This is a genomic window from Gordonia liuliyuniae (genome assembly GCF_021738805.1).
Taxonomy (GTDB): domain Bacteria; phylum Actinomycetota; class Actinomycetes; order Mycobacteriales; family Mycobacteriaceae; genus Gordonia; species Gordonia liuliyuniae.
On the sequence record NZ_JAKKOR010000009.1, the window covers coordinates 309,616 to 335,075 of the forward strand.

The 25,460-nt window shown below is 66.3% G+C and carries 28 protein-coding genes, 1 pseudogene and 1 riboswitch; of the genes and pseudogenes, 11 read left to right on the forward strand and 18 right to left on the reverse strand.

Features of this window, described 5'->3' with window-relative positions:
- The first annotated feature begins 27 nt into the window (after window positions 1-27).
- On the forward strand, window positions 28-1,761 hold the full coding sequence (poxB, locus tag L5G33_RS13250) for a ubiquinone-dependent pyruvate dehydrogenase (protein WP_236998642.1): 1,734 nt from the start codon (window positions 28-30) through the stop codon (window positions 1,759-1,761).
- An 11-nt stretch (window positions 1,762-1,772) separates the two neighbouring features.
- On the opposite strand, the gene L5G33_RS13255 is transcribed toward poxB, so the two are convergent.
- From L5G33_RS13255 to L5G33_RS13265, 3 genes are read right to left on the reverse strand one after another with little or no spacing between them, the layout of a single operon-like run.
- Complete coding sequence (locus L5G33_RS13255; RefSeq protein WP_372476908.1) at window positions 1,773-3,194, reverse strand: acyl-CoA synthetase; 1,422 nt, start codon at window positions 3,192-3,194, stop codon at window positions 1,773-1,775.
- The gene (locus tag L5G33_RS13260) at window positions 3,194-4,423 is read right to left on the reverse strand and encodes a deoxyguanosinetriphosphate triphosphohydrolase (protein WP_236998644.1); all 1,230 of its coding nucleotides are present in this window, start codon (window positions 4,421-4,423) and stop codon (window positions 3,194-3,196) included. Before L5G33_RS13260 ends, L5G33_RS13255 begins: the two co-directional genes overlap by 1 nt.
- Window positions 4,424-4,457: 34 nt before the next feature.
- A complete protein-coding gene (locus L5G33_RS13265) occupies window positions 4,458-4,952 on the reverse strand; it encodes a cold-shock protein (RefSeq protein WP_236998764.1) in 495 nt (164 codons plus the stop codon).
- Window positions 4,953-5,171: 219 nt separating this feature from the next.
- Here L5G33_RS13265 and L5G33_RS13270 point away from each other — a divergent pair, with 219 nt between their 5' ends.
- Together L5G33_RS13270 and L5G33_RS13275 are read left to right on the forward strand one after the other, a co-directional pair.
- A complete protein-coding gene (locus L5G33_RS13270) occupies window positions 5,172-6,155 on the forward strand; it encodes an ATP-binding cassette domain-containing protein (RefSeq protein ID WP_236998645.1) in 984 nt (327 codons plus the stop codon).
- 2 nt (window positions 6,156-6,157) lie between these two features.
- A complete protein-coding gene (locus L5G33_RS13275; protein ID WP_236998646.1) occupies window positions 6,158-6,970 on the forward strand; it encodes an ABC transporter permease in 813 nt (270 codons plus the stop codon).
- On the opposite strand, the gene L5G33_RS13280 is transcribed toward L5G33_RS13275, so the two are convergent.
- The 5 genes from L5G33_RS13280 to L5G33_RS13300 form a co-directional block, all read right to left on the reverse strand.
- Window positions 6,949-10,059, reverse strand: a complete 3,111-nt coding sequence (locus tag L5G33_RS13280) for an ATP-binding protein (protein WP_236998647.1) — start codon at window positions 10,057-10,059, stop codon at window positions 6,949-6,951. The genes L5G33_RS13275 and L5G33_RS13280 overlap by 22 nt on opposite strands.
- Before the next feature lie 4 nt (window positions 10,060-10,063).
- A complete protein-coding gene (locus L5G33_RS13285; protein ID WP_236998648.1) occupies window positions 10,064-10,840 on the reverse strand; it encodes an ABC transporter ATP-binding protein in 777 nt (258 codons plus the stop codon).
- On the reverse strand, window positions 10,837-11,865 hold the full coding sequence (locus tag L5G33_RS13290) for a FecCD family ABC transporter permease (protein WP_236998649.1): 1,029 nt from the start codon (window positions 11,863-11,865) through the stop codon (window positions 10,837-10,839). Before L5G33_RS13290 ends, L5G33_RS13285 begins: the two co-directional genes overlap by 4 nt.
- The gene (locus tag L5G33_RS13295; protein WP_236998650.1) at window positions 11,862-12,902 is read right to left on the reverse strand and encodes an ABC transporter substrate-binding protein; all 1,041 of its coding nucleotides are present in this window, start codon (window positions 12,900-12,902) and stop codon (window positions 11,862-11,864) included. The genes L5G33_RS13290 and L5G33_RS13295 overlap by 4 nt, the downstream gene beginning before the upstream one ends.
- 58 nt (window positions 12,903-12,960) lie before the next feature.
- Window positions 12,961-13,145: riboswitch (cobalamin riboswitch) on the reverse strand.
- 69 nt (window positions 13,146-13,214) lie between these two features.
- Window positions 13,215-13,976, reverse strand: coding sequence for a hypothetical protein (locus tag L5G33_RS13300; protein WP_236998651.1), 762 nt, complete (start codon window positions 13,974-13,976; stop codon window positions 13,215-13,217).
- A gap of 198 nt (window positions 13,977-14,174) precedes the next feature.
- On the opposite strand from L5G33_RS13300, the gene L5G33_RS13305 reads away from it, so the two are divergent.
- Together L5G33_RS13305 and L5G33_RS13310 are read left to right on the forward strand one after the other, a co-directional pair.
- Entirely contained in the window at window positions 14,175-15,080 is a 906-nt protein-coding gene (locus L5G33_RS13305; protein ID WP_236998652.1) for an alpha/beta fold hydrolase, read from the forward strand.
- On the forward strand, window positions 15,077-15,928 hold the full coding sequence (locus L5G33_RS13310; RefSeq protein WP_236998653.1) for an SDR family NAD(P)-dependent oxidoreductase: 852 nt from the start codon (window positions 15,077-15,079) through the stop codon (window positions 15,926-15,928). Before L5G33_RS13305 ends, L5G33_RS13310 begins: the two co-directional genes overlap by 4 nt.
- A gap of 6 nt (window positions 15,929-15,934) precedes the next feature.
- Here L5G33_RS13310 and L5G33_RS13315 read toward each other — a convergent pair whose 3' ends face one another.
- Window positions 15,935-17,347: a WS/DGAT/MGAT family O-acyltransferase gene (locus tag L5G33_RS13315; protein WP_236998654.1), complete on the reverse strand. Its 1,413-nt coding sequence runs from the start codon at window positions 17,345-17,347 to the stop codon at window positions 15,935-15,937.
- 74 nt (window positions 17,348-17,421) lie between these two features.
- Between L5G33_RS13315 and L5G33_RS13320 the strand changes: the two genes are divergently transcribed.
- Window positions 17,422-18,033: a pyridoxamine 5'-phosphate oxidase family protein gene (locus tag L5G33_RS13320; protein WP_236998655.1), complete on the forward strand. Its 612-nt coding sequence runs from the start codon at window positions 17,422-17,424 to the stop codon at window positions 18,031-18,033.
- A 96-nt stretch (window positions 18,034-18,129) separates the two neighbouring features.
- Here the strand turns inward: L5G33_RS13320 and L5G33_RS13325 are convergent, their stop codons facing one another.
- The 3 genes from L5G33_RS13325 to L5G33_RS13335 form a co-directional block, all read right to left on the reverse strand.
- Window positions 18,130-18,501, reverse strand: coding sequence for an iron chaperone (locus L5G33_RS13325; RefSeq protein ID WP_236998656.1), 372 nt, complete (start codon window positions 18,499-18,501; stop codon window positions 18,130-18,132).
- An 86-nt stretch (window positions 18,502-18,587) separates the two neighbouring features.
- On the reverse strand, window positions 18,588-18,743 hold the full coding sequence (locus L5G33_RS13330; RefSeq protein ID WP_236998657.1) for a hypothetical protein: 156 nt from the start codon (window positions 18,741-18,743) through the stop codon (window positions 18,588-18,590).
- A gap of 29 nt (window positions 18,744-18,772) precedes the next feature.
- On the reverse strand, window positions 18,773-20,164 hold the full coding sequence (locus tag L5G33_RS13335) for a glycine--tRNA ligase (RefSeq protein WP_236998658.1): 1,392 nt from the start codon (window positions 20,162-20,164) through the stop codon (window positions 18,773-18,775).
- Between the two features lie 208 nt (window positions 20,165-20,372).
- Between L5G33_RS13335 and L5G33_RS13340 the strand changes: the two genes are divergently transcribed.
- On the forward strand, window positions 20,373-20,777 hold the full coding sequence (locus L5G33_RS13340; RefSeq protein ID WP_236998659.1) for a hypothetical protein: 405 nt from the start codon (window positions 20,373-20,375) through the stop codon (window positions 20,775-20,777).
- A gap of 142 nt (window positions 20,778-20,919) precedes the next feature.
- Here the strand turns inward: L5G33_RS13340 and L5G33_RS13345 are convergent.
- Window positions 20,920-21,135, reverse strand: a pseudogene (locus L5G33_RS13345) (nitroreductase family deazaflavin-dependent oxidoreductase); the annotation flags it as partial.
- Between L5G33_RS13345 and L5G33_RS19440 the strand changes: the two are divergent.
- The 3 genes from L5G33_RS19440 to L5G33_RS13360 are packed head-to-tail and all read left to right on the forward strand — an operon-like array spanning window position 21,049 to window position 22,039.
- The gene (locus L5G33_RS19440; protein ID WP_236998771.1) at window positions 21,049-21,270 is read left to right on the forward strand and encodes a hypothetical protein; all 222 of its coding nucleotides are present in this window, start codon (window positions 21,049-21,051) and stop codon (window positions 21,268-21,270) included. The pseudogene L5G33_RS13345 and the gene L5G33_RS19440 overlap by 87 nt on opposite strands.
- Before the next feature lie 26 nt (window positions 21,271-21,296).
- Window positions 21,297-21,629, forward strand: a complete 333-nt coding sequence (locus L5G33_RS13355) for an ArsR/SmtB family transcription factor (protein WP_236998660.1) — start codon at window positions 21,297-21,299, stop codon at window positions 21,627-21,629.
- Window positions 21,626-22,039, forward strand: coding sequence for a Fur family transcriptional regulator (locus tag L5G33_RS13360; RefSeq protein ID WP_236998661.1), 414 nt, complete (start codon window positions 21,626-21,628; stop codon window positions 22,037-22,039). Before L5G33_RS13355 ends, L5G33_RS13360 begins: the two co-directional genes overlap by 4 nt.
- Before the next feature lie 4 nt (window positions 22,040-22,043).
- Here L5G33_RS13360 and L5G33_RS13365 read toward each other — a convergent pair whose 3' ends face one another.
- From L5G33_RS13365 to L5G33_RS13375, 3 genes are all read right to left on the reverse strand, one after another.
- The gene (locus L5G33_RS13365; protein WP_308191574.1) at window positions 22,044-22,259 is read right to left on the reverse strand and encodes a DUF559 domain-containing protein; all 216 of its coding nucleotides are present in this window, start codon (window positions 22,257-22,259) and stop codon (window positions 22,044-22,046) included.
- Window positions 22,250-22,468 carry a hypothetical protein gene (locus L5G33_RS13370; RefSeq protein WP_236998663.1) on the reverse strand — a complete coding sequence of 73 codons (219 nt, stop codon included), beginning with the start codon at window positions 22,466-22,468 and terminating at the stop codon, window positions 22,250-22,252. The genes L5G33_RS13365 and L5G33_RS13370 overlap by 10 nt, the downstream gene beginning before the upstream one ends.
- A gap of 212 nt (window positions 22,469-22,680) precedes the next feature.
- On the reverse strand, window positions 22,681-22,854 hold the full coding sequence (locus L5G33_RS13375) for a hypothetical protein (RefSeq protein WP_236998664.1): 174 nt from the start codon (window positions 22,852-22,854) through the stop codon (window positions 22,681-22,683).
- 211 nt (window positions 22,855-23,065) lie between these two features.
- Here L5G33_RS13375 and L5G33_RS13380 point away from each other — a divergent pair, with 211 nt between their 5' ends.
- Window positions 23,066-23,860, forward strand: a complete 795-nt coding sequence (locus L5G33_RS13380; RefSeq protein WP_236998665.1) for a Clp protease N-terminal domain-containing protein — start codon at window positions 23,066-23,068, stop codon at window positions 23,858-23,860.
- Between the two features lie 6 nt (window positions 23,861-23,866).
- Here L5G33_RS13380 and L5G33_RS13385 read toward each other — a convergent pair whose 3' ends face one another.
- Both L5G33_RS13385 and recO read right to left on the reverse strand, forming a co-directional pair.
- Window positions 23,867-24,670: an isoprenyl transferase gene (locus L5G33_RS13385; protein WP_236998666.1), complete on the reverse strand. Its 804-nt coding sequence runs from the start codon at window positions 24,668-24,670 to the stop codon at window positions 23,867-23,869.
- Window positions 24,670-25,440 carry a DNA repair protein RecO gene (gene recO, locus L5G33_RS13390; protein WP_236998667.1) on the reverse strand — a complete coding sequence of 257 codons (771 nt, stop codon included), beginning with the start codon at window positions 25,438-25,440 and terminating at the stop codon, window positions 24,670-24,672. Before recO ends, L5G33_RS13385 begins: the two co-directional genes overlap by 1 nt.
- Between the last annotated feature and the right edge of the window lie 20 nt (window positions 25,441-25,460).

Sequence of the window (25,460 nt, forward strand, 5' to 3'; positions counted from 1 at the left end):
GGCCAAGGCGGCGTACCTTTGGATGCCATGAGCTACACCGTCGCTGACCTGATCGTCGAGACCATCGAAGCCGCCGGAGTGCAACGGGTCTACGGCATCCCCGGAGACTCACTCAACGGGTTCACCGATTCACTGCGCGAACATCCGCGCGTCGGCTGGCAGCACGTCCGCCACGAGGAGGCGGCCGCGTTCGCGGCGTCGGCCGAAGCCGCGATGACTGATTCGCTCGCAGTGTGCGCGGGCAGCTGCGGGCCCGGCAACCTCCACCTGATCAACGGCCTGTACGACGCACACCGTTCCCGGGTACCGGTGCTCGCGATCGCCGCGCAGGTCCCCGGAGCGGTGGTCGGCACCGGATACTTCCAGGAGACGCACCCAGAGAGCATCTTCGCCGAATGCAGCGCGTACTGCGAGACCGTCAACACCGTCGACCAACTGCCGTACGTCCTTGATATCGCGATCCGCACCGCCGTCGAGCAGCGCGGCGTATCGGTCCTGGTGATCCCCGGAGAACTGTTCCTCACCGAGTTCGAGCGACCGGACCGTGTCGCACGGATCCGTGCGGCCCAGTCGGTGGTCCGGCCGAGCGAGGAGTCGCTGGCGATCGCGGCCGCGCAACTCAACGAATGCGACCGTGTCACGATCCTCGCGGGCGCAGGCGTGCAGGGCGCCCACGACGAGCTCGTCGCTTTCGCCGACGCGCTACAGGCGCCGATCGTCCACGCCCTGCGCGGCAAGGAGTTCGTCGAGTACGACAACCCGTACGACGTCGGGATGACCGGGTTGCTGGGCTTCTCCTCCGGCTATCGGGCCGTCGAGCACTGCGACACGCTGGTCATGGTCGGCACCGACTTCCCGTACTCGCAGTTCCTGCCGTCGGACGCGTACGTGATGCAACTCGACATCCGCGGCAACCAGATCGGCCGACGTACCCGTGTCGACCTTCCGCTCGTCGGATCTGCTCACGACACGCTGCCCGCACTCACCGCGTTGATCAACCCCGATCGCGATGGCAAGCACGCCTCCAAGTCGCTCGAGCACTACCGCCGCACCCGTGCCTCGCTCGACGACCTGGCCACACCGTCCGACCCCGGAGATCCGGTCCACCCGCAGTATCTGACCAAACTCGTCTCCGACGCCGCCGACGCCGACGCGGTGTTCGTGCCGGACGTCGGTTCGCCGGTCGTGTGGGCATCCCGCTATCTGGAGATGAACGGACGGCGACGGTTGATCGGGTCGTTCAGCCACGGCTCGATGGCGAATGCGCTGTCGCAGGCGATCGGTGTGGCGTCGGCCTGCCCCGACCGTCAGGTTGTCGCGCTGGCCGGCGACGGTGGGCTGTCGATGCTGTTCGGCGAGCTCTTGACCCTCGTCCAGGCGAAACTGCCGGTCAAGGTGGTCGTGTACAACAACTCGTCGCTGAACTTCGTCGAACTCGAGATGAAGGCGGCGGGCTTCCTCACATTCGGCACCGATCTGGAGAACCCCGACTTCGCGCGCGTCGCCGACGCCATCGGCGTCCGAGGCTTCCGCGCGATCGACTCGCAAGATCTGGCGCAGACCGTCGAGGACTTCCTCGCCTACGACGGTCCCGCGCTCCTCGATGTGCGAACGGCCCGGCAGGAGTTGTCGATTCCGCCGTCGATCTCCGCCGCCCAGGCGAAGGGCTTCGCCCTCTACGCGTTGCGAACTGTCATGTCCGGTCGCGGCGACGAACTCCTCGACCTCGCCGAGACCAACCTGCTCAAGCGTCTGTTCTGAGCCAGTCGCGCCTATAGCTCGCTCAACAGTGCCTTCTTCTGGACCTTTCCCATCGCGTTGCGCGGGAGCTCGTCGACGACGCGAACTTCGCGGGGACGTTTGTGGGCGGAGAGTTCCGCAGCCACCGCGTCGATGAGGTCGTCGGTCCGAGCAAGATCGCCGACGACGAACGCGACGATGCGTTGTCCGAGGTCCGGGTCTGGCACCCCGACGACCGCGGCCTCACGAACACCGGGCTGCGACACCAGCACGTGCTCCACCTCCCCCGCGCCGATCCGGTAGCCGCCGGACTTGATCATGTCGACCGACTCTCGGCCCGCGATCCGATGGAATCCGTCGGCGTCGATCGCCGCGATGTCGCCGGTACGGAACCAGCCGTCGCCGGTCGTCACCTTCGCGGTCGCTTCCACATTGCCGAGGTAGCCGTCGAACACGGTCGGCCCGGTCACCTCGAGTTCGCCGAGCGTCTCGCCGTCGTGCGGGGCCAGCCGTCCATCCTCACCTCTGATCCGCGTCTGCACACCGGCGATCGGCTCACCGACCCACCCCGGGCGTCGCTCACCGTCCGCGCGGATAGACAGCGTGATCACCGTCTCGGTCATTCCGTACCGTTCCACGGGCGCCGTGCCCGTGAGTGCGGTGAGCTTCTCGAACACTGGGACGGGCAGTGGAGCGCTCCCGGACACCAGGAGCCGGGCAGACGAGAGTGCTCGTGCCGCAGCCGGATCGTCGCATATTCGGCTCCACACGGTCGGCACCCCGAAGTACAGGCTCCCGCCTGCTTCGGCGTAAGCGGCTGGTGTCGGGCGCACGGTATGGATCAGCGGCGAGCCGACGCGCAGCGCACCGATCATTCCGAGGACCAGACCGTGCACGTGGAAGAGCGGGAGCCCGTGGACCAGCGTATCGTCGGCGGTCCACTCCCAGGCGTCGGCAAGTCCGTCGATGGACGCCGCCAACGCGCGACGCGGGAGTCGGACGCCTTTCGGCTTCCCCGTGGTCCCCGAGGTGTAGACGATCAGGCCGACGGCCGCCTCGTCCGGCTCGTCGAAGACAGCATCGCCGCGCGCCCCGACATTGATGTCGTGTCGCGCCAAATCCGAGCCGCCGTCGGCGTCGGTGTCGGCGTCGCACAGCCACATCTGGGCACCGCTGTCACGCAGGATGTACGCACGTTCGGACTCACCGGCATCCGCCGGGACCGGCACGGCGGGCACCCCAGCCAGGAGCGCCCCGACCACGGCGACGACGGTCTCCATGCTCGCGGAACCGTTGACCGCGACGGCGTCCCGGCCTGCGACGGCCTCTGCGACCACCGAGGCCGCGCCGAGCAGTTCCCGGCGGGTCAGAGCGACCTCGCCGACGCGCACTGCGTCCAGATCGAGATCGTCGGCGAGCGACGCCAACAGTGGTCCGTACACGCGAGCCTCCATTAACCCAGGTGTGCCTGCACCTCGGCACTCGATTTGTCCAAGCGTTCCAGTCGTCCTTCGGTCATGGACGCGATCTGATCGACGACGACGCGCACCTTCTCGTCGTCGTTCTCCGCGCGTTCCCAGCGGGCGACGAAGAACGGGTCGAGACCGCCCGGCGATGTCACCAACAGCATTTCGGCGACCCGATGGATGCGTTCGCGCTGACGGTCCTGCCGTGCGCGGTGACGCGGATCGGAGAAGATGAAGCGCAGCGCGACGGTCTTGAGGACCGCGACCTCGGCGGCCACACCGTCGGGGACAGACAGGTCTGCGTCGTACCGGCATACCGGCCGGTCGTCGACCACTGCGCGCGTCGACGCAATCGTGGTGGTCGCGAACCGACCGATCAGTTCCGACGTGAGTCGTTTCAGTCGGACGGACGCGTCAAGCGAGCCGTCGTACTCGCCGAGCGCGACGAAGATGTCCATCTCCGACAGGCGTTGCGCGGCGTCGACGAGCGGGGCGGGATCGTCGCCGCCGAAGTATTTCATGCCGAGCTCTGCGAGCTCGGTCTGGTCGTCACGAGACCCCAACTGGCGCAGATCGATCCGTCCGCCGATCACACCGTCCTCGAGGTCGTGAACGGAGTAGGCGACGTCGTCGGACCAGTCCATGACCTGTGCCTCGAGGCAGCGGCGGCCCTCGGGGGCGCCGTCGCGCACCCACGCGAGTGCGGGCTCGTCCTCGACGTACGCACCGTACTTGCTGCCGGGAGCCTGACGCGACCACGGATACTTCAACGTCGAATCGAGTGATGCGCGCGTCAGATTCAAGCCAGCACTCTCGCCGTCCGGCAGCAGCGCTTTCGGCTCCAGTGCCGTCAAGATCCGCAAGTTCTGGGCGTTGCCCTCGAACCCGCCGTGATCACGCGCGACCTCTTCGAGCGCACGTTCGCCGTTGTGCCCGTAGGGCGGGTGACCGATGTCGTGGGCGAGCCCGGCCAATTCGACGAGATCCGGGTCGCAGCCCAGACCGACCGCGATACCGCGGCCGATCTGGCCAACTTCCAACGAATGAGTCAGTCGCGTGCGCGGGTTGTCACCCTCACGCGGACCGACGACCTGCGTCTTATCTGCGAGACGCCGAAGCGCTGCCGAATGCAGCACTCGGGCGCGGTCGCGCGAGAAGTCGCTCCGATGCTCGGCGGGTGAATCGGTGTCGGCGAGCTTGCGCCCTTCGACCACCATCCGCTCCACATCGTGGGCGCCGTACGCGGCCGAATTAATCGTTCGACCACCCGCGCGAAGCAGCCAAGTCGAGGATCCGCGAGCGGATCGCGGTGATCTGGCGTGCCGTCAGGTCCGGCGACGAGTCGAGCAACAGCTCGGTGATCTCGTTCGACAGCGGGCCACCCGCGTGACGTGGACGACGCGGCGCACGGTCGTCGCGGGCACTGCGGTCGTTGCGGTCGAAACGGTCGCGACGATCGCCTCGATCCCGGTCGCCGAACTTGCCGCGGTTGTCGTCGCGGCGATGAGCCCGCTCCGCAGCGGGGTCGCCCGCCGGAGCCTCCTCGGTCACCTTGACGTTCGTGGCCTTCGAGCCACGGTCGGTGCTCTCGACGTCGAATTCCACGACCGCGCCCGGGCGCAGCAGGTTCTCGTCGATGCTGATGTCGTTGATGTGCAGGAACACGTCGTCCCCGCCCTCTTCCGGTGCCAGGAACCCGAACCCGCGATTCGAGTCGAAATGCACAACCTTGCCGCTGACAGCCACCACAAACTCACTCTCTGTCGAACGTCTCCATCACGGACCCCTTGCCCGTGCGACGATCACTGCCGTCTACTATGCCTCATCCTGGCTCCTGCTCGTAGCCGAAACACCTGGCCTAGACGCGGATCACGTTTGGCGATCCGAACGCCGAGCGAGATCCGTGTAAGCACACGTCAGTCCGACGACAGCGCCGTGTAAGAACCGGGGCGCATCGTCGTCGGCATGACTACGACACTCTCGGCACAGACAGCCGCCGCCAACCAGGGCCCGGCCGCTGATCTCGCGATCGATGCACGCGGACTCGTCAAGCGATTCGGTTCCACGAAAGCGGTCGACGGCGTCGACCTCGCCGTCCCGCCAGGCTCGGTCTACGGCGTCCTCGGTCCCAACGGCGCGGGCAAGACCACGACGGTCAGCATGCTCGCCACCCTCCTGCGCCCCGACGCAGGCAGCGCGAGCATCTTCGGACACGACGTCGTCCGCGAGGCCGTGTCCGTGCGTTCGCTGATCGGCGTCACCGGACAGTACGCGTCGGTCGACGAAGACCTCAGCGCTCGACAGAACCTCATGCTCTTCGGGCGTCTCCTCGGTAAGTCGCGCGCCCAATGCCGTTCGCGTGCAGACGAACTCCTGGCCGACTTCGCGCTCGAGGAAGCCGCGGACAGGCCGTTGAAAGAGTTCTCCGGCGGCATGCGACGGCGCCTCGATCTGGCCGCGAGCCTCATCGACACGCCGCCACTGCTGTTCCTCGACGAGCCGACCACCGGACTCGACCCGCGGACCCGCGCCCAGATGTGGGAGACGATTCGCAAGCTCGTCGCCGACGGCTGCACCGTTCTGCTCACCACCCAGTACCTCGACGAAGCCGACCAACTCGCCGACCGGATCGCCGTCATCGACCGCGGCCGGGTCATCGCCGACGGCACCGCCGACCAACTCAAAGAATCGGTCGGAACCAGCACCCTGACCATCACGCCGACCGACCGCGACCATGCACCCGCGGTAGCCGAACTCGCCGAGGCGGTACTCGGTGAGGTCGCGGTCCTCAGCGCCGAAGCCGCCCGCGTTACCGCACCGTTGCACCGCCAGGACCTCGTGCCCGATCTCCTCGTCGGGCTCCGCGACCGCGGCATCACCGTCGACGAGATCGCCGTCTCCAAACCGAGTCTGGACGAAGTGTTCCTGACCATCACCGGAAAGAACTGACCATGACCACCACTCTCATCGCGACCGACACGATCCGCGAACCTCGACGTTCGGTGACTCTCACCGAGACCGTCCGCCAATCGTTCTCATTCGGCTACCGCGGCCTCATCAAGATCGCCCGCAACCCCGAACAGCTCTTCGACGTCGTGCTGCAACCGATCATCTTCACGCTGATGTTCACCTACATCTTCGGCGGAGCGATCAGCGGCGACATCGCGAGCTATCTGCCGGTGATCATCCCCGGCATCCTCGTCCAGACGGTCATCACGACGTCCATCGTCACCGGAACGCAACTCCGTGAAGACATGAACAAGGGGGTGTTCGACCGGTTCCGGTCCCTGCCGATCGCTCGGATAAGTCCGCTCGCCGGCGCTCTCCTGGCCGACGTCGTCCGATACCTGATCGCCACCGTCATCACCTTCGCGGTCGGTTTCGCGATGGGTTGGCGACCCGAGCCGCTCGGCGTCCTCGGATCGGTCGTGCTCGTCCTCATCTGCAGCTTCGCCGTGTCGTGGATCTTCGCGCTCATGGGCTGCCTCGTGAAGAAGGCCTCCGCCGTGCAAGGCGTCTCGATGTTGATCATGTTCCCACTGACGTTCATGTCCAACGCTTTCGTTCCCGTCGACACCATGCCGGGCTGGCTACAGAGCTTCGTCAACGTGAACCCGATCAGCCATCTGATCACCGCGATCCGCGAACTGTGCAACGACGGCCACGTCGGCACACACGTCGTGTGGAGCCTGGTGGGCGCGGCAGTCCTGACCGCCGTGTTCGCGCCGCTCGCGGTCCGTGCCTACATCCGCAACGCCAAGTAGCCGAGCGCTTCGTCGAGAGCTCGTCTGCGCGCCAACCGGTGCGCAGACGAGCTGATCCGTTGCCACTCGTCGGCGTCGCACCCGGACAGGTTCTGCGCGTCGACGAGCAGTTCGTGAAGCGCCGGATAATCGTGCCGCGCGCCGAGGCGCAACGCCAACGCCATGCAGCGTGCCCCGACCTCGTCGCCGGGCGACGCGATGCACGCGAGCACGCCGACCGTGAATACGACTCCGGCCGTCTGGGGAACGTCGATCCATCCGATGTCGGCGGGTGCGAGGACTCCAGCGAGCCCGTCGACGTACTGCTCGGCACGGTCGCAGGCGCCGACGCGGATCAGCCCGGCGATCGCCGCCGTCACGGTGCTGAGGACTCCCGGGTCCAGGTGCACGGTGCTCTGGCCGCCCACTAACAGGTCTGCGGCACGACACAGCAGCGCGGCGACGGCTTCGTCTGACCCGGTTCCGCTGATCCGCTGGTATTCGGCGAGCACCGTCATCGTCCCGGCGACCGACTCGGCGCTCCCCTGCGGTGTCGGGTCGTCCGGCTTCCAGCCGTCGGTCAGCTCATCGAGACGCGCTCGCGCCCCGTCGACGTCACCGAGCGCCAACAGAGCCGCGACGATGTAGACGCCGACCTGCTGTGCGTCGTCGTCGGCTCCGAGTTCGGCGAAATGCACGGCAGTCCGCTGGTACAGCTCCAGCGCCCTCGCCCACTGCCCCTGCTGCCCGAACAGGCTCGCCGTCGTCATGTCGGTCATCGCGGCAGCGAACGAGTCCGACGCCCCGGCCGCCGCGGACACTTCGAGGCTGTCGCGCAACGCCCCGTCGAGATCGCCGATGTTCTCCCGCACGTTGAATCTGATGCTCAATGCCGCCCAGCGAACCAGGTCCGGACGTCCGGGCTCCAAGGCCCGCAACATGATCCGGTAGGCGGCGGACATTCGCCGCGCCAACAGGACCGCGGTGACGAACTCTGTCGGGTCGGTGTACGTCATCTCCGGTATGTGCAGACGGCGCAGAATGCACATCGCCCGCCCGAGAGGCCGCCGAGCAGCGATCGGCGTCAGGTGCACCGCCGACACGACAGCCGTCAACTCCCACGCTTCGTGGAGTTCGCCGACGTCCCCGGCCGGGATCGGCAGCACCTCGACCACACGCACCGCCCACGACGCTGCTTCGGCGTGCAGTCCGCGGCTCGCCCAGAACGCGGCGATCACCGGGAAGACGGTCACGATCGTCTCGGCGTCCGAGGTGTCGAGCGCACGGCGCAGCACCCACACCAGGTTCTCGGCTTCGGCCGCAGTCTCGGAGACGAGTACCCGATCGGGCTCCTGCCGGTACCGATGCCGCAGGTCGTCACAGACCAGTCGCGCCCACTCCGCCATCGCCGCGACGACGGTCGCCGTCTCCCTGGCATCGTCGAGACGTTCTTCGCCGAACTCGCGCACCATCTCGAGCATCCGATATCGGGTGCGTCCGCCGCCTTCGTGAACCTGCAGCAACGACTGGTCCACGAGAGCGGTCAACGCGTCGGTCAACGCCACTCCCGACATACCGGCCGTAGGTTCGGCTGCGACCGTCGAGAAGCCGTTCGGAAACAGGCACGTCCGACGCAGGACTGCCCGAGCCTCATCGTCGAGCAAGTCCCAACTCCACTCGATGACGGCCTCGAGTGTGCGGTGGCGGTCGGGGGCAGTACGGTCGGCCGACCGCAACAGCGCGAACCGTTGGGTGAGGCCTGCGACGATGTCGTCGACACCCATCACCCGGATTCGTGCGGCAGCGAGTTCGATCGCCAGCGGCAGTCCATCGAGTTGGGCGCACAGCATCGCAACGGCGTCCGGGTCGAGGACGATGTCCGGGCGCACCGAGCGGGCCCGCACCGTGAACAGTTCGACAGCCGCCGAGGCCGCTCCCTCGGTCTGCAGTACGGGAAGCTGATAGACCTGTTCCGCAGCGATGAGCAGCGGCGACCGGCTCGTCACGAGGACGCGCAGGTCCGGCAGTGTCGCGATCAGCTCGCTCGCCAGCGCGGCGGCCCCGTCGATCACCTGCTCACAATTGTCGAGGATCAGTAGGGTGTCGCTGCCGCGAAGCGCGTCACCGAGCCGCTGAAATAGGTCGCCGACTAGTCGCGGCACCGCGCTGGTCCGCACATCCGATTCACCCACTCCCAGTGCTGCCGCGACAGCGCCGACGAGGTCGGCCGCGTCCCGCACCGCGGCGAGCGGCACGAAGTACACCGACGTCCCGCCCCCCGAGAAGACGTCGCCGACCGCGGATGCGATCGATGTCTTGCCCACCCCGCCAGGGCCCTGCACCGTCACAACCCGGTGCTCGGCGACGAGCCGGGTCAACGCGCCGAGGTCGTCGTCGCGGCCGATGAGCGCTTCGGTCCGCAACTTCGGGGTGCGCGGCCCGGAGTTCGTGGTGCCGGTGAGTAGTTCGGCGTTGAACGCCGTGGCCTCGACTCCGGGGTCGGCGCCGAGTTCCTCGGCGAGCGCGCGCCGCAGCCGCGCGAAGACGGCGAGCGCCTCCGACGGCCGTCCGCCGCCGGCGAGCGCACGCATCCACATGACGTGCGCCGCCTCGTCGATCGGGTCGGCTTCCGCGCGCGCCGCAGCGATCTGTTCGGCCGTCGAGTAGTCGCCTGAGGCGAGCGCGTCGTGCATGCGACGGTCGTCGATTCGCACGCGTAGGCGCTCGGCCTCCGGACGCACCTCGTCGACGGGCTCGCCGCGGAAGAACGACACCGCCCCGTTCGGATCGCCCTGCGCCAGAGCCTGTTCGGCGAGGACCAGGTCGGTGGTCGCGCCGTCGAGTCGGTACCGTCCGTCCGATCCACTGATGGAGACGAGCGTCCGTAACCGGGATATCTGGGTGTGCAGAGCCGCCTGCGGCGACTTCGGTGCGTGCTCGCCCCATACGTCGTCGATCAGTCGGTCACTCGAGATCGGCCGGTCGGCCGCCGCCAAGGCGACGAGCAGGCGCTTTGCCCGCACTCCGGGCACGTCGCGTCCGTCGACGGTGACCGGACCGAGTAGCCCGATCACCTGCACGGCACGCGGATTCGGGGTGTCGGACGGCATCGACTCAAGCGTAGTCCGCCCTGCCGACCCGAACCCACACTCCGTCGTCGTCGACGATTCGCGCCCGCACATCGAATACCTCGCCGATGACTTTCTCGGTGATGGTGTCGCCCGGCGTCCCCTCCCCGACCACACGTCCGCCGGCCAGGACGATGATGCGGTCGCAGAACATCGCGGCGAGGTTCAAGTCGTGTACGGCGATGATCGCCGACGCGTCGGTGCTCCGGACGTGCGTGGAGACTAGCTCGAGCAGACTCAGCTGGTACTTGATGTCCAGGTGGTTGGTGGGCTCGTCGAGGATCATCACCTCCGGCTCCTGCACGAACGCCCGTGCGATCTGCACACGCTGGCGTTCGCCGCCCGACAGCGAGCCGTACCGCTCGTCGAGCATGCCGTCGATCTCCGTCTCCCTCGCGACAGTCTGGACGATCTGTCGATCCCACGCCGATCCGACGGCCCACGTCCGACGATGCGGTGTCCGCCCCAACGCGAGAACGTCGACGACCCGTGGATTCTGATCGGTGACCGCCGCCTGCTCGACGAACGCGACACGCTGGGCGACCCTCCGCCGCGGTAGCTTCTCGATGTTCGTCTCGTCGAGCCGCACGCTGCCGCGACTCGGCTTGCCGAGCCCGGCGAGCAGGCGAAGCAACGACGACTTGCCCGACCCGTTCGGCCCGATCAGCCCGACGACTTCCCCCGGAGCCACCGCCAGGTCGACGTCGTCGAGGATCCGCCGACTGCCCACATCCCAGCCGACTCCCTGCGCCCGAAGAATCATCGGCGCCCCTGACGGATCAGAACCACCACGAACGCCGGGACGCCGACGATCGCGGTGATGACCCCGATCGGCAGTTCGCGCGGCGCGATCAGCACGCGTCCGGCGACGTCGGCCCACACCAGGAACAGCGCGCCGATGATCGCCAGAGTCGGCAGCATCACGCGGTGTCGGACACCGACGATCGCGCGCGCCGCATGCGGCAGCACGAGACCCACGAAGCCGATCGCACCGGACACGCTCACCACGACCGCGGTGATGAGGGCGGTGACACTCAGCAGCAGCAGTCTGGTCCGTGCGACGTTGATGCCGAGCGAAGCCGCCGCGTCGTTGCCGAACGCGAACGCGTCCAACGCACCCGACGACAGCAGACAGATCACGAGACCGGCGACAGTCACGATGCCGCACACCGCTACTTCGGTCCATGACGGCGACGACAGCGAGCCCAGCAACCAGAACAGAACGCCGCGCGTCTGCTCGGCGTCAGCCGAGGTGTAGACGATGAACGACGTCAATGCCGAGAACAACTGGGTGGCAGCGATACCGGCGAGGACTACCCGGTCGGTGGTGTCTCCAGCGAGACGAGCGAGCAGCAGGACCAGCGCGAAAGCGGCGAGCGCCCCGACGAACGCGCCTCCCGCCATGCCGATCACACCGGCTCCAAAGCCGAGGAGGATCACCGACACCGCGCCGACCGACGCACCCGATGAGACACCGAGGACGAAGGGGTCCGCGAGCGGGTTTCGCAACAGCGACTGGAGCACACCGCCGCAGACGGCCAGGCCTGCGCCGCACGCCGCCGCGAGCACCGACTGTGGCAGTCGCAGCTTCCAGATGATCGACTCCTCGAGCCTCGACAGTCCGGAGTCGCCGCCGAACAGTTCGGCGCGCACCGACGATCCCACGTCCGTCATGCCCAGACCGGACGGCCCGATCGTGATCGCGAAACCGATCGATACGAGCAACAGCGCCAGCCCGCCGAACCAGAGTGCGACGACGGTGCCGAGCCGCGTCTGCACCCCGTTCACGTGCCCAGGCCGAGCTTCTTGAGTCCGTCCGCGACGTTCTGGATCCCGTACACGGTGCGCAGGGACGGGTTCATCTCCGCACCGGTCGCAAGGATGTATCGCTTGCTTTTCACCGCGTCCATCTCGCGGGTGACCGGATTCGACTCCAAGAAGTCGATCTTCTTCTGCGCCGATTCACCCGACTGCGTGTCGCGCGTCAAGTCGCCGATCACGAGGACCTGCGGGTTGCGGCTCGCGACCTCCTCCCACCCGATCTGCGGCCATTCGTCACGCGTGTCGTCGAAGACGTTCTTGAGTCCGAGCGCCTTGCTGACGACGCCCGGGGCTCCGCAGCAGCCTGCGATGTACGGCGACTCCGAGTCGGAGAACCAGTACAGGACCGTCGTTCCCTCAGCGTGTACCGAATCCGAAGCGGCCGTCACACGGCGCTTCAGATCGGCGACCACGTCGGCGGCCTTCTCTGAAGTTCCGGTCAGTTCTCCGAGCTCGATGATCTCCTTGTAGACGAGGTCGAGCGTGAAGTCGGTGCTGCGCGAACCGTCGCCCACGGTGTCCTCTTTGCCTTCGCAGTCCGACGGCGCGAGATAGGTGGGGACGTCGAGTTCGGTGAACCGTGCACGCGGCGCCGTGCCGCCCTTGTCGAACGTCGACCCGAACGACGCCGTCACGAGGTCGGGTTCCTCGGCCAGCACGGCTTCGAACGACGGCCAGTTGTCGTCGATGCGCTTGACCTTCTCGTTCGCCGACGCCAGCGACGGCAGGATCGGGTCGGTCCATGTCGCGGTCCCCGCCATGCGGTCGGCGAGCCCGAGCGACAGCAGCACTTCAGTGGTGCCCTGATTGAGCGAGACGATGCTCTGCGGCGGCGCATCGACGGTCACGTCGTCACCGCAGTTGGCGAGTGTGACCGGAAAGCCGTCGACCGCCGATGCATCGGGCGACGACGTGTCGCCGGATGCGCCGCATCCGGCGAGGAGTGCGATGGATGAGGCGAGAACGGCAGCGCCGAACAACGGAGCACGGGAGAGGCGAGACATCGGGTCCTTCAGGGCCGCGAGCTCAGAACGCGAAGCTCGTCTGCGGATCCCGCGGGGGTTCCTCCCGCGCGAGCCAGCAGGTCTTCGGACTCGAGGTCTACCGCTGTCGGACGTCTTCCCAGGCGTGATCACCCAGTGACGTCGTTGTCCGATGCGTCGCTCTCACCGCTGCGCGTCAGTCCCGGATTCGCACCGGATTCCCTTACCCGACTGATCGAGTGCGCTGGCACGGACGATCATAACTTTCCGGTGGACACGACTGTGCCCGGGACCTTCGTGACGGTGGCCCCGGGCACAGAATCGGTGTGCTCGCTATTTGGCGGTCGCGATGCCCAGCGACGGGAAGAAGAAGCACGTCGCGTCGCCCTTCTTCACCGTTCCGTAGATCGCGGAGAGGACGGTGCCCGCACCGGTGTCGACGAGGCCGCCGCGGACGCCGTTGGACGGGAGGATGTTCAAAGCGGTCTTCAACGGTGAAACCGCACCGTCCGCGAGGGCTTTCGGCACGCCGGCAGCGGCAATCCGCTTCGCCACCGCGTCGAGGATGGTGTCTGACAGGCCGCCCATGGGTTCACCGAGTCCACCCTTGAACGTGTTGACGTTGAACCAAGCCACACGCATCCCGGACTTATCGCCGGAATCGTTGATAAGACCCACCGGCACGAATCCGTACAGAACCTCACCCTTTTTCACAGCATTGAGGTCGTGGTCCGTGCCCAGCACGTTGAGTGTCAAGTCGCCGTTCTTAATCCCCAACAACGGCAGGTCCGGCAGGCCAGGCGTCTTCGGCCCCGCGACTGCGCCACCGACGGCCAGCGGGAACGTGAAGTCCGTGCAGGCTCCGATGGTCGGGGTGAACGGCGTGATGCCGAGCTGTTTGAGGACAGCGTTCGCGGCTGCGATGCCGTCGATTACGCTCGCGGCGTCGTGGGGTTGGGGCTGAATCGAGTCGAGCGCGGCCTTCGCGGCGACTGCATCAGTGCTGGGTGCGGCCTGCGCGGCAGGCGCCCCGACAGCGCCGGCGAGCAGGGCCGCAGACGCCGCCACAGCGGCGAGTGCGAGACGAATCTTCATGGGAGCTCCTGAGAATGGGAATGCGAGCGGGAGAGCAGCTCTCGCCTGCAACTAAACACCCGCACATTCTCAGGTATCTCGCAATAGCGGTGATTAGTCCGTTTAGAGGACATGCGGCTCCGCTGAAACCAGCGGACCATCTGTGGCATAGTGACCCGGACTAGAACTTGTTGCAGTTCAATGGTTCAAAGGGGCTCCATGGCGAAGCAGCGACGCGACCTGGGCACTCGGCTGCCCGCTTCGGTTCGTATCCGGACGATCGACGTGCCGGACGGCCGAATGCTGCATCTCCCCGGTCGCGGCACCACCTTCATCACTGACACGCCGGGCCCCGCCGACGACGCGCCTGCGATCCTGCTGCTGCACGCCCTGTCGACCACAGGACGCCTCAGCTGGTTTCCCAGCATCGATGCACTGTCACAGCGGTTCCGTGTCATCACCATGGACCAGCGAATGCACGGTCGCGGGATTCACACCGACTCGTTCACCCTCCAAGACTGCGCTGACGACGCTGCTGCCGTCCTCGACGAACTCGGCATCGACACGGCGATGATCGCCGGCTTCTCCATGGGATCCCTGGTCGCGCAACTCGTCTGGCGGGCGCATCCGAACCGGGTCGGCGGACTCGTCCTATGCGCGAGCGCGGACCGGCTCCAGTCGAAGTTCACCGAACGCTTGGTTCACCAGAGCGTCAGCGCATCGGTGCTCGCCACCCGCCGACGCAGTCTGGAACGGCGCCGCGACTTCGAACAGATCGAGCCGCGCAACGACATCCACCGATGGGCACTGTCCGAGTTCCGCTCCACCCGGCCGCTCGCGGCGGCGCACGCCCTCGCTGCGATCGGCCGCCACCACAGCAGGCCGTGGATCGGCGAGATCGATGTGCCGACGGCCGTCGTCGTCCCGTTGCGCGACAGGGCGATTCCGCCGAAACGCCAAAGGCAGATGGCCGCGCGGATACCCGGTGCGACGCTCCACGAAGTAGATGCGGGCCACGCGTGCTGCGTGATGAACGCCGACGCGTTTGTGCCCGTCCTGACCGAGGCCACCACCACCGTTCTCGCCCGATGGACTGAGAACCGATCGCTAGGAGAAGCCCCGTGACCACGCCAAGGATCGCCGTCGTCACCGGAGCGTCCCGAGGCGCGGGCAAAGGCATCGCACTCGCCCTCGGCGCCACCGGCGCCACCGTCTATGTGACCGGTCGGACCACCACGACGGGCGAGTCCGCCCTGCCCGGAACCGTCGCGGACACCGCGGCCGAGGTGACTCGCCGCGGCGGGACAGGCGTCCCGATGATCGTCGACCACGCCGACGACGCACAGGTGGCCGCCCTCTTCGAGCAGATCCGCTCCGACCACGGACGAGTCGACATCCTCGTCAACAATGCGATCACGTTACCGCCAGCCCTCACGAAGAAGGGGCCGTTCTGGCGCAAGCCGCTCGACCTCACCGACCTGTTCGACGTCGGGATGCGATCGGCGTACGTCGCCACGTATTACGCTGCTCCCCTACTCACTCCCGGCGGGCTGGTCGTGAACACGTCGTCGTTCGGCGGGACCGCCTACATGCACGGACCGGCATACGGTGCGGGCAAGGCCGCTGTCGACAAGATGGCGCACGACATGGCCGTCGACTTCCGGCCGTTCGAGGTCGCCGTCGTCTCCCTGTGGATGGGTTTGCTCAAGACAGAGCGAACGGTGGCGGCTTTCGACGCGAACCCTGAGATGTACTCCGGCCTCGCGGCAACAGCCGAGTCGGTCGAGTTCCCCGGCCGCATCATCGACGCCCTGCACCGCGACCAGGGACGTATGGACCGCAGCGGACGCGTCCTGGTCGGAGCCGAACTCGCGCAAGAGCTCGGCGTCGTCGACGTCGACGGCAATCGGCCGCCGTCTCACCGACCCTTCCTCGGCGACCCGCCGACGTTTAGCGACGCTGTCATCGAATAGGGCGGGTCAGCCGACGCCCTGGCTAACCGCGTCGGTCAACTTCTGCAGTTCCTCCGGGAAGTGGACCACCAGCTTCTCCGGGTTCCGCACGCTCTGCTTGGCAGCGATGATGCCTACGTGGACCACGCCGTTCTTCGACAACACGGTGATGTTGAGCCCAGCGCCGTGCATGACCGGCCCCAACGGATACATGCCGACGATCTCCGCGCCGACGAAGTACAGCGGCATCGGCGGGCCGGGCACGTTCGAGATCACCAGGTTGTGGATCACCGGATGCTTCTCCGCCAACCGCATGCCCGCGTAGGCGCGCATCGCGAGACCGAACGTCCGCGGCGCGGCGAACTCCGCCCAGTCCTGCAGGGTGTCCGCCCCGATCGCCTTGTGGTGGTTCTTGGCGTTCTTGTTCGACTCGGCCATTGACGCGAGTCGCTCCATCGGATCTTCGATGTCGGTGCCCAACCGCATGAACAGCGCGGACACTTTGTTCGCGCCGTTCTCCCGTTTGGACTCCTCGCGCACCGACACCGGCACCGACGCCATGAGCGTGGTGTCCGGCAACTCACCGCGCTCCCGCAGATACTCGCGCAGCGCCCCGCCCGCGACGCTCAACACGATGTCGTTGACGGTGGCCCCTGTCGCCTTCCGGACCGCCTTGATGTCGTCGAGCGACAGATCGGCGATCGCCACCGTCCGATGGCCGTCGATCGTCCCGTTGAACGAAGTGCGAGGCGCAGTGAAGGGCGGGGCCATCGTCGTACCGGCGAGAGCCCGGCCGATCGTGTCGGAGATCAAGTCGATGGACGGCTGCACCAGCTTCGGCAACGCTAGCGGCCGGCCGAGCGTGTCAAGCACGCTGCGTCCCATCAACTCCAAACCGCCCGGCCCCCTCTCGTTTCGGCCCAGGTCGGCCGGGGCCAACGCAGGTGAATCCGGTTCGAGGCTGCACAGGTATGAGATCAGGTTGGCGCCGGACGCACCGTCGACCGTCGAATGATGCATCTTGGTGATGACGACGACTTCTTCTCTGCCGTCACGGTCGTGGTAGCCCTCGATCACGAGCATCTCCCACAGCGGCCGCCCACGGTCCATCGGCAGCCCGGCGAAGTGTCCGGCGATCTCCATCAGCTCGTCGTAGCCCGCCGGTGCGGGCAGCGCCATCCGGTGCACGTGGTGGGCGATGTCGAAGTGATCGTCCTGCACCCACACCGGATGTCCGAGATCGAGCGGGACGCGGCGGAGGCGACGCGTGAACGGCGGCAGCTTCTTCACACGCTCCTCGAGCGTCGCGCGAAACTCCTTGTACGAGTATCCGTTCGGCATCGTCGACGTGTCGAGGACGATCACCGCGCACACGTGCATCAGTTGCTCGGGGGTCTCCAGATACAGAAAGCTGGCGTCGAGGCCACTGAGACGATCCATGGACGTGGACGATACCGCAGAAATAGAACATGTTCCGTCGCTTGATCTCGAAACGATCAGGAACACTGGTGGGTATGGCAAGCCGGTACCAGACAATCGCGTACGGCGACGCGACGCGTGCCCGGCAGCACGCGCCACGCAGCGCCGAAACCCCACCGCTCAGCAGTGACGACGGCCCGCAAGAGCTCACCTCCCGAGAACTGCGCATGCTCACATCGGCGTTTCAGTTCCACCTCGCGACCGTCACCGAATCCGGCTGGCCGTACGTCCAGTACCGAAGCGGCCCAGTCGGATTCGTTCACCATCTCGGAGGCAATCAGATCGCGTTCGCGGACTTCCGAGGAAATCGCCAGTTCGTGTCGACGGGCAACATCGACGCCGACGGCCGGGTCGCACTGTTCGTCGCCGACTATCCGCTCCGCAAACGCCTCAAGGTGTTCGGGCGCGCCGTCGTCTCGGACGACGCTCATCTCCTCGAACGACTGCGTCACGTGGACGACGGGGTGATCTCGGCCGTCTGCGAACGCAGCATCGTCATCGACATCGAAGCCTTCGACTGGAACTGTTCGCGCAGTCTCGTCCCCCAGTACACCGACGTTCAGGTGCGCGAGCGCGTGCAGCCCTACATCGATCGCATCACCGAGTTGCAGGACGCGGTGGCCGCGCTGAAGGCGCGGCTCGCCTGACGTGGTTACCGTCGCGTGTGAACACCTTCGCCTCACTCCTGCCCTTTTCAGCGGACCTGTGATGCTTCGTGAATGGCGTCCACAGAGAATGCGGCGCTACATCCACTTGACTCCCTCGATTTCGTACTCGCGCACGCGGTACTCGAGCATCCGCCGGACGAGATCGACGGGCACCGCAGTACCGTATGGCAACGCAACAGTTCCTTTGCCGGTTTGGAACGCGGCGAGCTCATCGGCGAAAGCCGCACGAGTGCTGGGCGTGAAAGCCAGACTGGCATGCTTGGAGTGGCCGCTGAACATGAATAAGATGACGCCATCACGGTGGACATACGCCGGATGGCTCCACTTGAGCTGCTCGCCAGCCGTCGGCACGGCAGACCAGAGCAACGTGCGAATCTCTCTGAGGTGGTCCTGCGCAGCCGTGGGGAAGGCCTCAATGTACTCGTCAACAGTCATGGGCTTCGCCATGACCTCAGCATGCCATTCCCGACCATTCAGTACTCCGCTCTCGAACTGAACCGCGCCATCGACTGATGTGTGCGGGGCGAGCGGCTCTACCGAGTCCGCTCCCGGTAGAGCCATGCGCCGAGCACAACCAACCAGATCGGCACGACGATGCCGAACATCAGCCACTCGCCCTGGCCAGCCATCATTCCTGCGGCGATGAGCATCAGCACACCACTGACGAGCATCACGATCTTCGGGCTCATAGCTTCCTCCGCGACGAGTCGAGCAGCGCTCAGACGCCGATGAGCTTGCCGCCGAGGTAGTCGACTACGTTGTCCAGGGCGACGCGCTCCTGACTCATCGTGTCGCGCTCGCGGATGGTCACCGCCTGGTCGTCGAGGGTGTCGAAGTCGACGGTCACGCAGAACGGTGTGCCGATCTCGTCCTGGCGGCGGTAGCGCTTGCCGATGCCCTGCGCATCATCGAAGTCGATGTTCCAGTACTTGCGCAGTTCCGCGGCGAGATCGCGTGCCTTCGGCGACAGCTTCTCGTTGCGCGAGAGCGGCAGGACCGCGGCCTTCACCGGCGCGAGTCGACGGTCCAGCTTCAAGACCGTGCGAGTATCGGTGCCGCCCTTGGCGTTCGGCACCTCCTCGTCGGTGTAGGCGTCGACGAGGAACGCCATCATCGAACGGCCGAGGCCCGCCGCAGGCTCGATCACGAACGGCGTGTAGCGCTCGCCGGTCGCCTGATCGAAGAACGACAAGTCTTCACCGGACGCCTCGCTGTGCGTCGACAGGTCGTAATCGGTCCGGTTGGCGACGCCCTCCAGCTCACCCCATGGGTTGCCGCCGAAGCCGAACTTGTACTCGACGTCGACGGTGCGCTTGGAGTAGTGCGACAGCTTCTCGGCCGGATGCTCGAACAACCGCAGGTTCTCGGGGTCGATACCCAAGTCGACGTACCACTGGAAGCGGGCATCGATCCACTGCTGATGCCACTGTTCGTCCTCGCCCGGCTTGACGAAATACTCCATCTCCATCTGCTCGAACTCGCGGGTACGGAAGATGAAGTTGCCCGGCGTGATCTCGTTGCGGAAGCTCTTGCCGATCTGCGCGATGCCGAACGGCGGCTTGCGGCGCGCCGTGGTCATCACGTTCTTGAAGTTCACGAAGATGCCCTGCGCGGTCTCCGGACGAAGGTAGGCCAGGCCTGCCGCGTCGTCGACGGGCCCGAGGAACGTCTTGAGTAGACCGGAGAACGCCTTCGGCTCGGTCCACTGACCCTTGACGCCGCACTCGGGACAAGCGATTTCCGACATCGGAACCGAGTCGGAATCGTCGATGCCCTTCTTCAGCGCATACGCCTCCTGCAGATGATCTTGGCGCTGACGCTTGTGGCAGTTGGTGCACTCGATCAGCGGATCTGTGAAGACTTCGACGTGGCCGGACGCCTCCCACACGCGGCGCGGCAGGATGACCGACGAGTCGAGACCGACGACGTCTTCGCGCGAGGTGACCATGGTGCGCCACCATTGGCGCTTAATGTTGTCCTTCAACTCCACACCGAGCGGACCGTAGTCCCAGGCGGACCTGGTTCCGCCGTAGATCTCACCGCAGGGGTAAACCAGACCGCGCCGCTTGGCGAGGTTGACGACAGCATCGACTTTGGACTGGACAGCCACGGTTAACTGATCTCCACGACGTAGGGGGTAAGGGGTACCTGTACAGGGTAGTCGTTGGTCGCGTCTTCACGTCGATCGCATGCTTCAGTGACTGAATGCGCCGTGTCATCCGAACGTCCGAATAGAGAAGTTTTGTCGTAGGTGCGTCGTAGGTTCATCTCACTCGGTCGAGCAGCCCGCCCGACCGGACACTCCCAAGGAGCCCCCCATGAACCTCTTCACCCGCCCCGTCATCCGCGTCTGCATCGCCGTCACCGCTGCTACGGCGGCGCTGGTGCCGGCCGCCGCTCTCGCCTCCGCGAGCCCGAGCGACCCGACCGTCGGCGACACCGTTCGCTATGTGTTCTACAGCGACTACCAGTCCAACGAATCACTCACCTATTTCGACGCCGACAACGAGATTCAGACGATGGAGAACCCGACGCTGCCGTCGGACGCCAGCGAGAAGGGTTGGTACTACGGCTCGCTCACCCTCACGTCCCGTTCCACGTACCAGCTCGCCGGCAGTTCCATCCAGACGAGCGGCTACCGCGCAGCGTGCCGGGTATACGTGAACGACACGCTCGTCGCCTCCGATTCGGCCAGTGGACGATACGCGGTCGCGATCTGCTGAGACGCCTACCGCCGTCGAGGGCGATTTCGACGTAGGGGATCGCGTCGATGGCGAGACCGGTGGCTTCTTCGATGACACCTGACAGTTCGTCGTAGGCCTTCGGCGACCGCTGACGGTATCGCTCGATCACCGCCCGGCCCTCGTCTGCCGACAAAACGCTGGCGGTCCCCGGCCGTCGGCGGGCGAACCCGATACTGATCCAGCACCGGGGTTCGGCGACGAGGTTGCGGTACCACTGCGACTTCTCGCCGAACCCGGACGCAAGAATCACGTGATCGTCATCGGGCCGTTCGACGCATTCGAGGACGACGAATCGGCTCTCGCCCGATACGCGACCGATGTGCTCGAGCAGCAGCACTCGCGTACCGAACAGGAAGCCCAGCCCGGCACGGAACAGCGGGATCGGCGACCGCACCAACCATCGCGTCCGCAAGAGTCTCGCGCCCACGCTCATGACATCGACGGTACCGCCGATCACGCCGCTGCGAAATGAAAACCACTTCCTTTAAGATGGACTTCATGTCCTCCCCGACCGCGCCCGCCGATCTCGTCGACGACCACTCCGCCCACTCCGCCGCGAGCGATCTGCTGCGCGCACTGTCGGCTCCAGCGCGCGTCGCGATCGTGCTGAGCCTGCAAGACCGCGCGATGTGCGTCCACGAACTCGTCGACGCGTTGCACCTCAATCAGCCGCAGGTGAGCCAGCATTTGAGTGTTCTGAAGCGTTCTGGTGTGGTGGTGGGGACGCGCCGGGGTCGCGAGATCGAGTACGCACTCGCCGACGACCACGTCGCACACATCGTCGTAGACGCTCTGGTACATGCCACGGAACGTCGGGAAGGACAGTCGTGAGCACCAAGCCCGCGAAGCCGGTGACCGGTCAGCGCTCCACCAAGCAGCGCGCGGCGATCGCCGACGTCCTGTCGGCCACCGACGACTTCCTTTCCGCACAGCAACTTCACGACAAGCTGCGCGACCGAGGTGAGTCCATCGGACTGACCACCGTGTACCGAAACCTTCAGGCTCTGACCGAGGCCGAACAGATCGATGCGATCTGGGACGGGTCGGGCGAGACCCGCTACCGCCACTGCTCGTCCGAGCACCACCACCATCTCGTGTGCAGGGTGTGTGGCACGACGGTCGAGGTGCAGGCCGACCCCGTGGAACGGTGGGCGTCGAAGATCGCATCCGAGAACGGATTCTCCGACATCACCCACACCGTCGAGATCTTCGGCACCTGTGCCGACTGCGGAGTCCGCTGAGCGTTCACCGGCGAATTCGGTGTCGGTCTCGCCTGGTGACCTCACGTACGTCCGCCAGTACACCGCCCCAGTCGTACAGGACGTCGTCGTACGTGAGGCGGAGGGTGAGCCATCCGTCGATCAGCGCACGTCGGTCGCGATGGTGGTCGCACTCGTAGTCCTCCCTGCTCGTGTGGTGACGCATACTGTCGCATTCGATGAGCAGCCTGCCTATCCGCATGTCTGCATGCCCGACCCCTTTATGAGCGGTTGAACGACGGCGTCGTAGCCCACCGATTCGAACCTGACGCGCGCGATACTCTCGGTGCCCGACCGCGACATGGGCTCCACCCGGGCGAGCCATCGACCGACGATGGCTCCGATTCTGCCCATCTCCGACCGCAGTTCGCCGACACCGACACCGGACGAGTTCAGGTACGAGTCAGCCACAGCGATCCACTCGTCTTGCGCCAAGCAACCACTCGCATACTTCAGCGCAACCGGAGCGAGATCGACGGCCCGGTCAGCCGAGTACACCGGACCCGCGATCGGCCGGCACGCCACGTTCTTTCCTCGCTGGTGCTTACTGCGCCGCAGGTGCGGCATAGAGTGATGTCCCGGCGGAATCCACAGGCCGTGGAACGCCAGCGCATCCACACATGTCAGCCCCCACCGTCGCGGACTGCGGACGCCACGACCCGGTCGTGCAACCGCGTGGCATACCACCGAGGTCGCAGCCGGGTCAGGTCGCCGTTGGCGAGCATGCGCGCAATCACTTCGTCGTCGAAACCCATCTCGACCAGCTGCTTCTTGATGTAGGCCCCAGAGTCCTTCATACAAGGTCAGACGCACCGACACCCGACGCGGTTCCACGAACCGAATAACCTGCCCACGGACCCTTCGTCGAATAACCGGCCGCCACACTCGCTTCCGAGGGCATCTTTCCCTCGGAGCCCTCTGAGCCGCCCACCTTTCCGCACGCGGACACACATAACGTCCGTCAACCATCGGTTGACGACCAGAGATCGTCAACCTACAGTTGACGACATGGTATCCAGCACACCCCGACCCAGCACGCCCCCATCCAACACACCCCTCAGCCCTCCCGTCCGCCTCGACGACCTGATCGACGCGATCAAGACTGTCCATCACGATCCCCTCGAGCAACTCAGCGATGCGGTCCTCGCCGCAGATCACCTCGGCGAGGTTGCCGACCATCTGATCGGACACTTCGTCGACCAGGCTCGACGCGGCGGAGCCTCATGGACCCAGATCGGGGCGAGCATGGGGGTCAGCAAGCAGGCGGTCCAGAAACGATTCACACCGAAGGCCCCTGGAATAGCGAGTGACCTCGACCCGTCGCAGGGCTTCAACCGCTTCACGCCTCGGGCCCGGAACCTCCTGGCCGCCGCGCACAATGCAGCGAGCGCCGCAGGAAACCCCGAGGTGACGTCCGCGCACCTCGTGCTCGGGCTGGTCGCCGACCGTGAGTCGCTCGCGATCGCCGTGCTGAACCGACTTGGCCTCGATGCCGACGCTCTCGCTGAATCGGTCCGCGACACACTCCCCGACGCCGTCGAGGTCCCCGACCTGATCCCGTACGACACCGCGGCGAAGAAGATCTTGGAACTGACGTTCCGACACGCTCTTCGCCTCGGCCACAACTACATCGGCACCGAACACATCGTTCTGGCCCTGTACGAGGACGAGAACGGCTCCGGCCCGCTGAACGATACCGGGATCACCGCGGACCGATTCGAGGCGAGCCTCGTCGAGCTGCTCGCCCAGTACACCGCAGACCAAGACTCCGCAGTCGGGGACACCGCAGTCGGGGACGACTGACGTCTGTCAGGCGCTACCGAAGCGGCGGTCGCGCTTGGCGTACTCGAGGCACGCGTCCCAGAGATCGCGGCGGTCGAAGTCGGGGAACAGCTTCTGTTGATAGACCATCTCGGCGTAGGCACTCTGCCACAGCAGGAAGTTCGACAAGCGCTGCTCGCCCGACGGACGCAGGAACAGGTCGACGTCGGGCATGTCCGGCTCGTCGAGATGCCTGGCGAAACTCGACTCGGTGATTCGGTCCGGGTCGATCTCGCCGCGCGCCGCTCGACGTGCGAGTTCGCGGGCTGCGTCGACGATCTCGGCGCGCCCACCGTAGTTGACGCACATCGTGAGCGTCATGACCCTGTTGTCCTTGGTGAGTTCCTCGGCCACCTCGAGCTCTTTGATGACACTCCGCCACAGGCGTGGGCGGCGCCCGGCCCAGCGGACCCGCACGCCCATCTCGTTCATCTCGTCACGACGACGACGGATCACGTCCCGGTTGAAGCCCATCAGGAACTTGACCTCCTCGGGACTCCGCGACCAGTTCTCCGTCGAGAACGCGTACGCCGACAGCCACTTCACGCCGAGCTCGATGGAACCGCACACCGAGTCCATGAGGACGGCCTCGCCCCGCTTGTGCCCCTCGGTCCGCGGCAGCCCGCGTTCCTGCGCCCACCGACCGTTGCCGTCCATAACGAGCGCGACATGCTGCGGCACGAACTCGGCCGGAATGTTCGGCGGAGTCGCCCCCGACGGATGCGGATCCGGCGGACGGACAGCTATCGACGGAGCGCGAACAGCGGACGAGTCGCGGGAGAATCGGGCCATCAGACAACCTGGTCTTCCTGCGCCACCGATCGGTGCGGCGCATGTCGTTCGATGAGCGGCAGCGTCCGGAGCTGGCGCTCCAGGTGCCATTGGAGATGAGCGGCGGTCAGCCCCGTCGCCTGGCGGCGCTGCGAGTCGGTGGCCTCGGACACGTGATCCCATTCGCCGCGTGCGAGCGCCTCCATCAGATCGAGGACGCCGACCGACGGCGTCGCCGCGCCCGCTGGGCGACAGTGCACGCACACGGCCCCGCCAGCCGACACGTGGAAGGCTCGATGCGGCCCCGGCTGTGCGCACCGCGCGCACACGTCGAGCGCGGGCATCCACCCGGCGGCAGACATGGCGCGAAGCAGAAACGCGTCGAGGATCCACTGCCGTTCCCGACGGTTCTCGGCGAGAGCCTGCAATGCGCCGACGGTCAGCCGGTGCAGTTGTCTCGCCGGAGCGCGTTCCTCGCCCGCCAGCCGCTCGGCGGTCTCCAACACCGCGCACGCCGTCGTGTACCGGCCGTAATCGGAGGCGATGTCGTCGGAGAACGCGTGCAGACTGTGCACCTGGGTGACGATGTCGAGGTTGCGTCCCGGATAGAAGTGGACGTCGACGTGCGCGAACGGCTCCAGACGCGCACCGAACTTGGACCGCGTCCGTCGGACGCCCTTGGCCACCGCCCGCACCAGTCCGTGCTCGGCGGTGAGGAAGGTGATGATGCGGTCGGCTTCGCCCAGCTTGTGCTGACGCAGCACCACCGCTTCATCGGAATAGAACCTCACTGAGACATTCTCTCATCGGC

What these genes read in the sequence shown, in the direction of transcription:
- L5G33_RS13300 (WP_236998651.1), bottom strand. Translation starts at nt 13,976, where the DNA reads ATGAAGATTCGTCTCGCACTCGCCGCTGTGGCGGCGTCTGCGGCCCTG.
- L5G33_RS13365 (WP_308191574.1), bottom strand. Translation starts at nt 22,259, where the DNA reads ATGCGGATAGGCAGGCTGCTCATCGAATGCGACAGTATGCGTCACCAC.
- L5G33_RS13295 (WP_236998650.1), bottom strand. Translation starts at nt 12,902, where the DNA reads ATGTCTCGCCTCTCCCGTGCTCCGTTGTTCGGCGCTGCCGTTCTCGCC.
- L5G33_RS13325 (WP_236998656.1), bottom strand. Translation starts at nt 18,501, where the DNA reads ATGGCGAAGCCCATGACTGTTGACGAGTACATTGAGGCCTTCCCCACG.
- L5G33_RS13315 (WP_236998654.1), bottom strand. Translation starts at nt 17,347, where the DNA reads ATGGATCGTCTCAGTGGCCTCGACGCCAGCTTTCTGTATCTGGAGACC.
- L5G33_RS13330 (WP_236998657.1), bottom strand. Translation starts at nt 18,743, where the DNA reads ATGAGCCCGAAGATCGTGATGCTCGTCAGTGGTGTGCTGATGCTCATC.
- L5G33_RS13375 (WP_236998664.1), bottom strand. Translation starts at nt 22,854, where the DNA reads ATGAAGGACTCTGGGGCCTACATCAAGAAGCAGCTGGTCGAGATGGGT.
- poxB (WP_236998642.1), top strand. Translation starts at nt 28, where the DNA reads ATGAGCTACACCGTCGCTGACCTGATCGTCGAGACCATCGAAGCCGCC.
- L5G33_RS13275 (WP_236998646.1), top strand. Translation starts at nt 6,158, where the DNA reads ATGACCACCACTCTCATCGCGACCGACACGATCCGCGAACCTCGACGT.
- L5G33_RS13270 (WP_236998645.1), top strand. Translation starts at nt 5,172, where the DNA reads ATGACTACGACACTCTCGGCACAGACAGCCGCCGCCAACCAGGGCCCG.
- L5G33_RS13340 (WP_236998659.1), top strand. Translation starts at nt 20,373, where the DNA reads ATGAACCTCTTCACCCGCCCCGTCATCCGCGTCTGCATCGCCGTCACC.
- L5G33_RS13355 (WP_236998660.1), top strand. Translation starts at nt 21,297, where the DNA reads ATGTCCTCCCCGACCGCGCCCGCCGATCTCGTCGACGACCACTCCGCC.
- L5G33_RS13305 (WP_236998652.1), top strand. Translation starts at nt 14,175, where the DNA reads ATGGCGAAGCAGCGACGCGACCTGGGCACTCGGCTGCCCGCTTCGGTT.
- L5G33_RS13320 (WP_236998655.1), top strand. Translation starts at nt 17,422, where the DNA reads ATGGCAAGCCGGTACCAGACAATCGCGTACGGCGACGCGACGCGTGCC.
- L5G33_RS13260 (WP_236998644.1), bottom strand. Translation starts at nt 4,423, where the DNA reads ATGGTGGTCGAAGGGCGCAAGCTCGCCGACACCGATTCACCCGCCGAG.
- L5G33_RS13255 (WP_372476908.1), bottom strand. Translation starts at nt 3,194, where the DNA reads ATGGAGGCTCGCGTGTACGGACCACTGTTGGCGTCGCTCGCCGACGAT.
- L5G33_RS13285 (WP_236998648.1), bottom strand. Translation starts at nt 10,840, where the DNA reads ATGATTCTTCGGGCGCAGGGAGTCGGCTGGGATGTGGGCAGTCGGCGG.
- L5G33_RS13385 (WP_236998666.1), bottom strand. Translation starts at nt 24,670, where the DNA reads ATGGCCCGATTCTCCCGCGACTCGTCCGCTGTTCGCGCTCCGTCGATA.
- L5G33_RS13380 (WP_236998665.1), top strand. Translation starts at nt 23,066, where the DNA reads ATGGTATCCAGCACACCCCGACCCAGCACGCCCCCATCCAACACACCC.
- L5G33_RS13280 (WP_236998647.1), bottom strand. Translation starts at nt 10,059, where the DNA reads ATGCCGTCCGACACCCCGAATCCGCGTGCCGTGCAGGTGATCGGGCTA.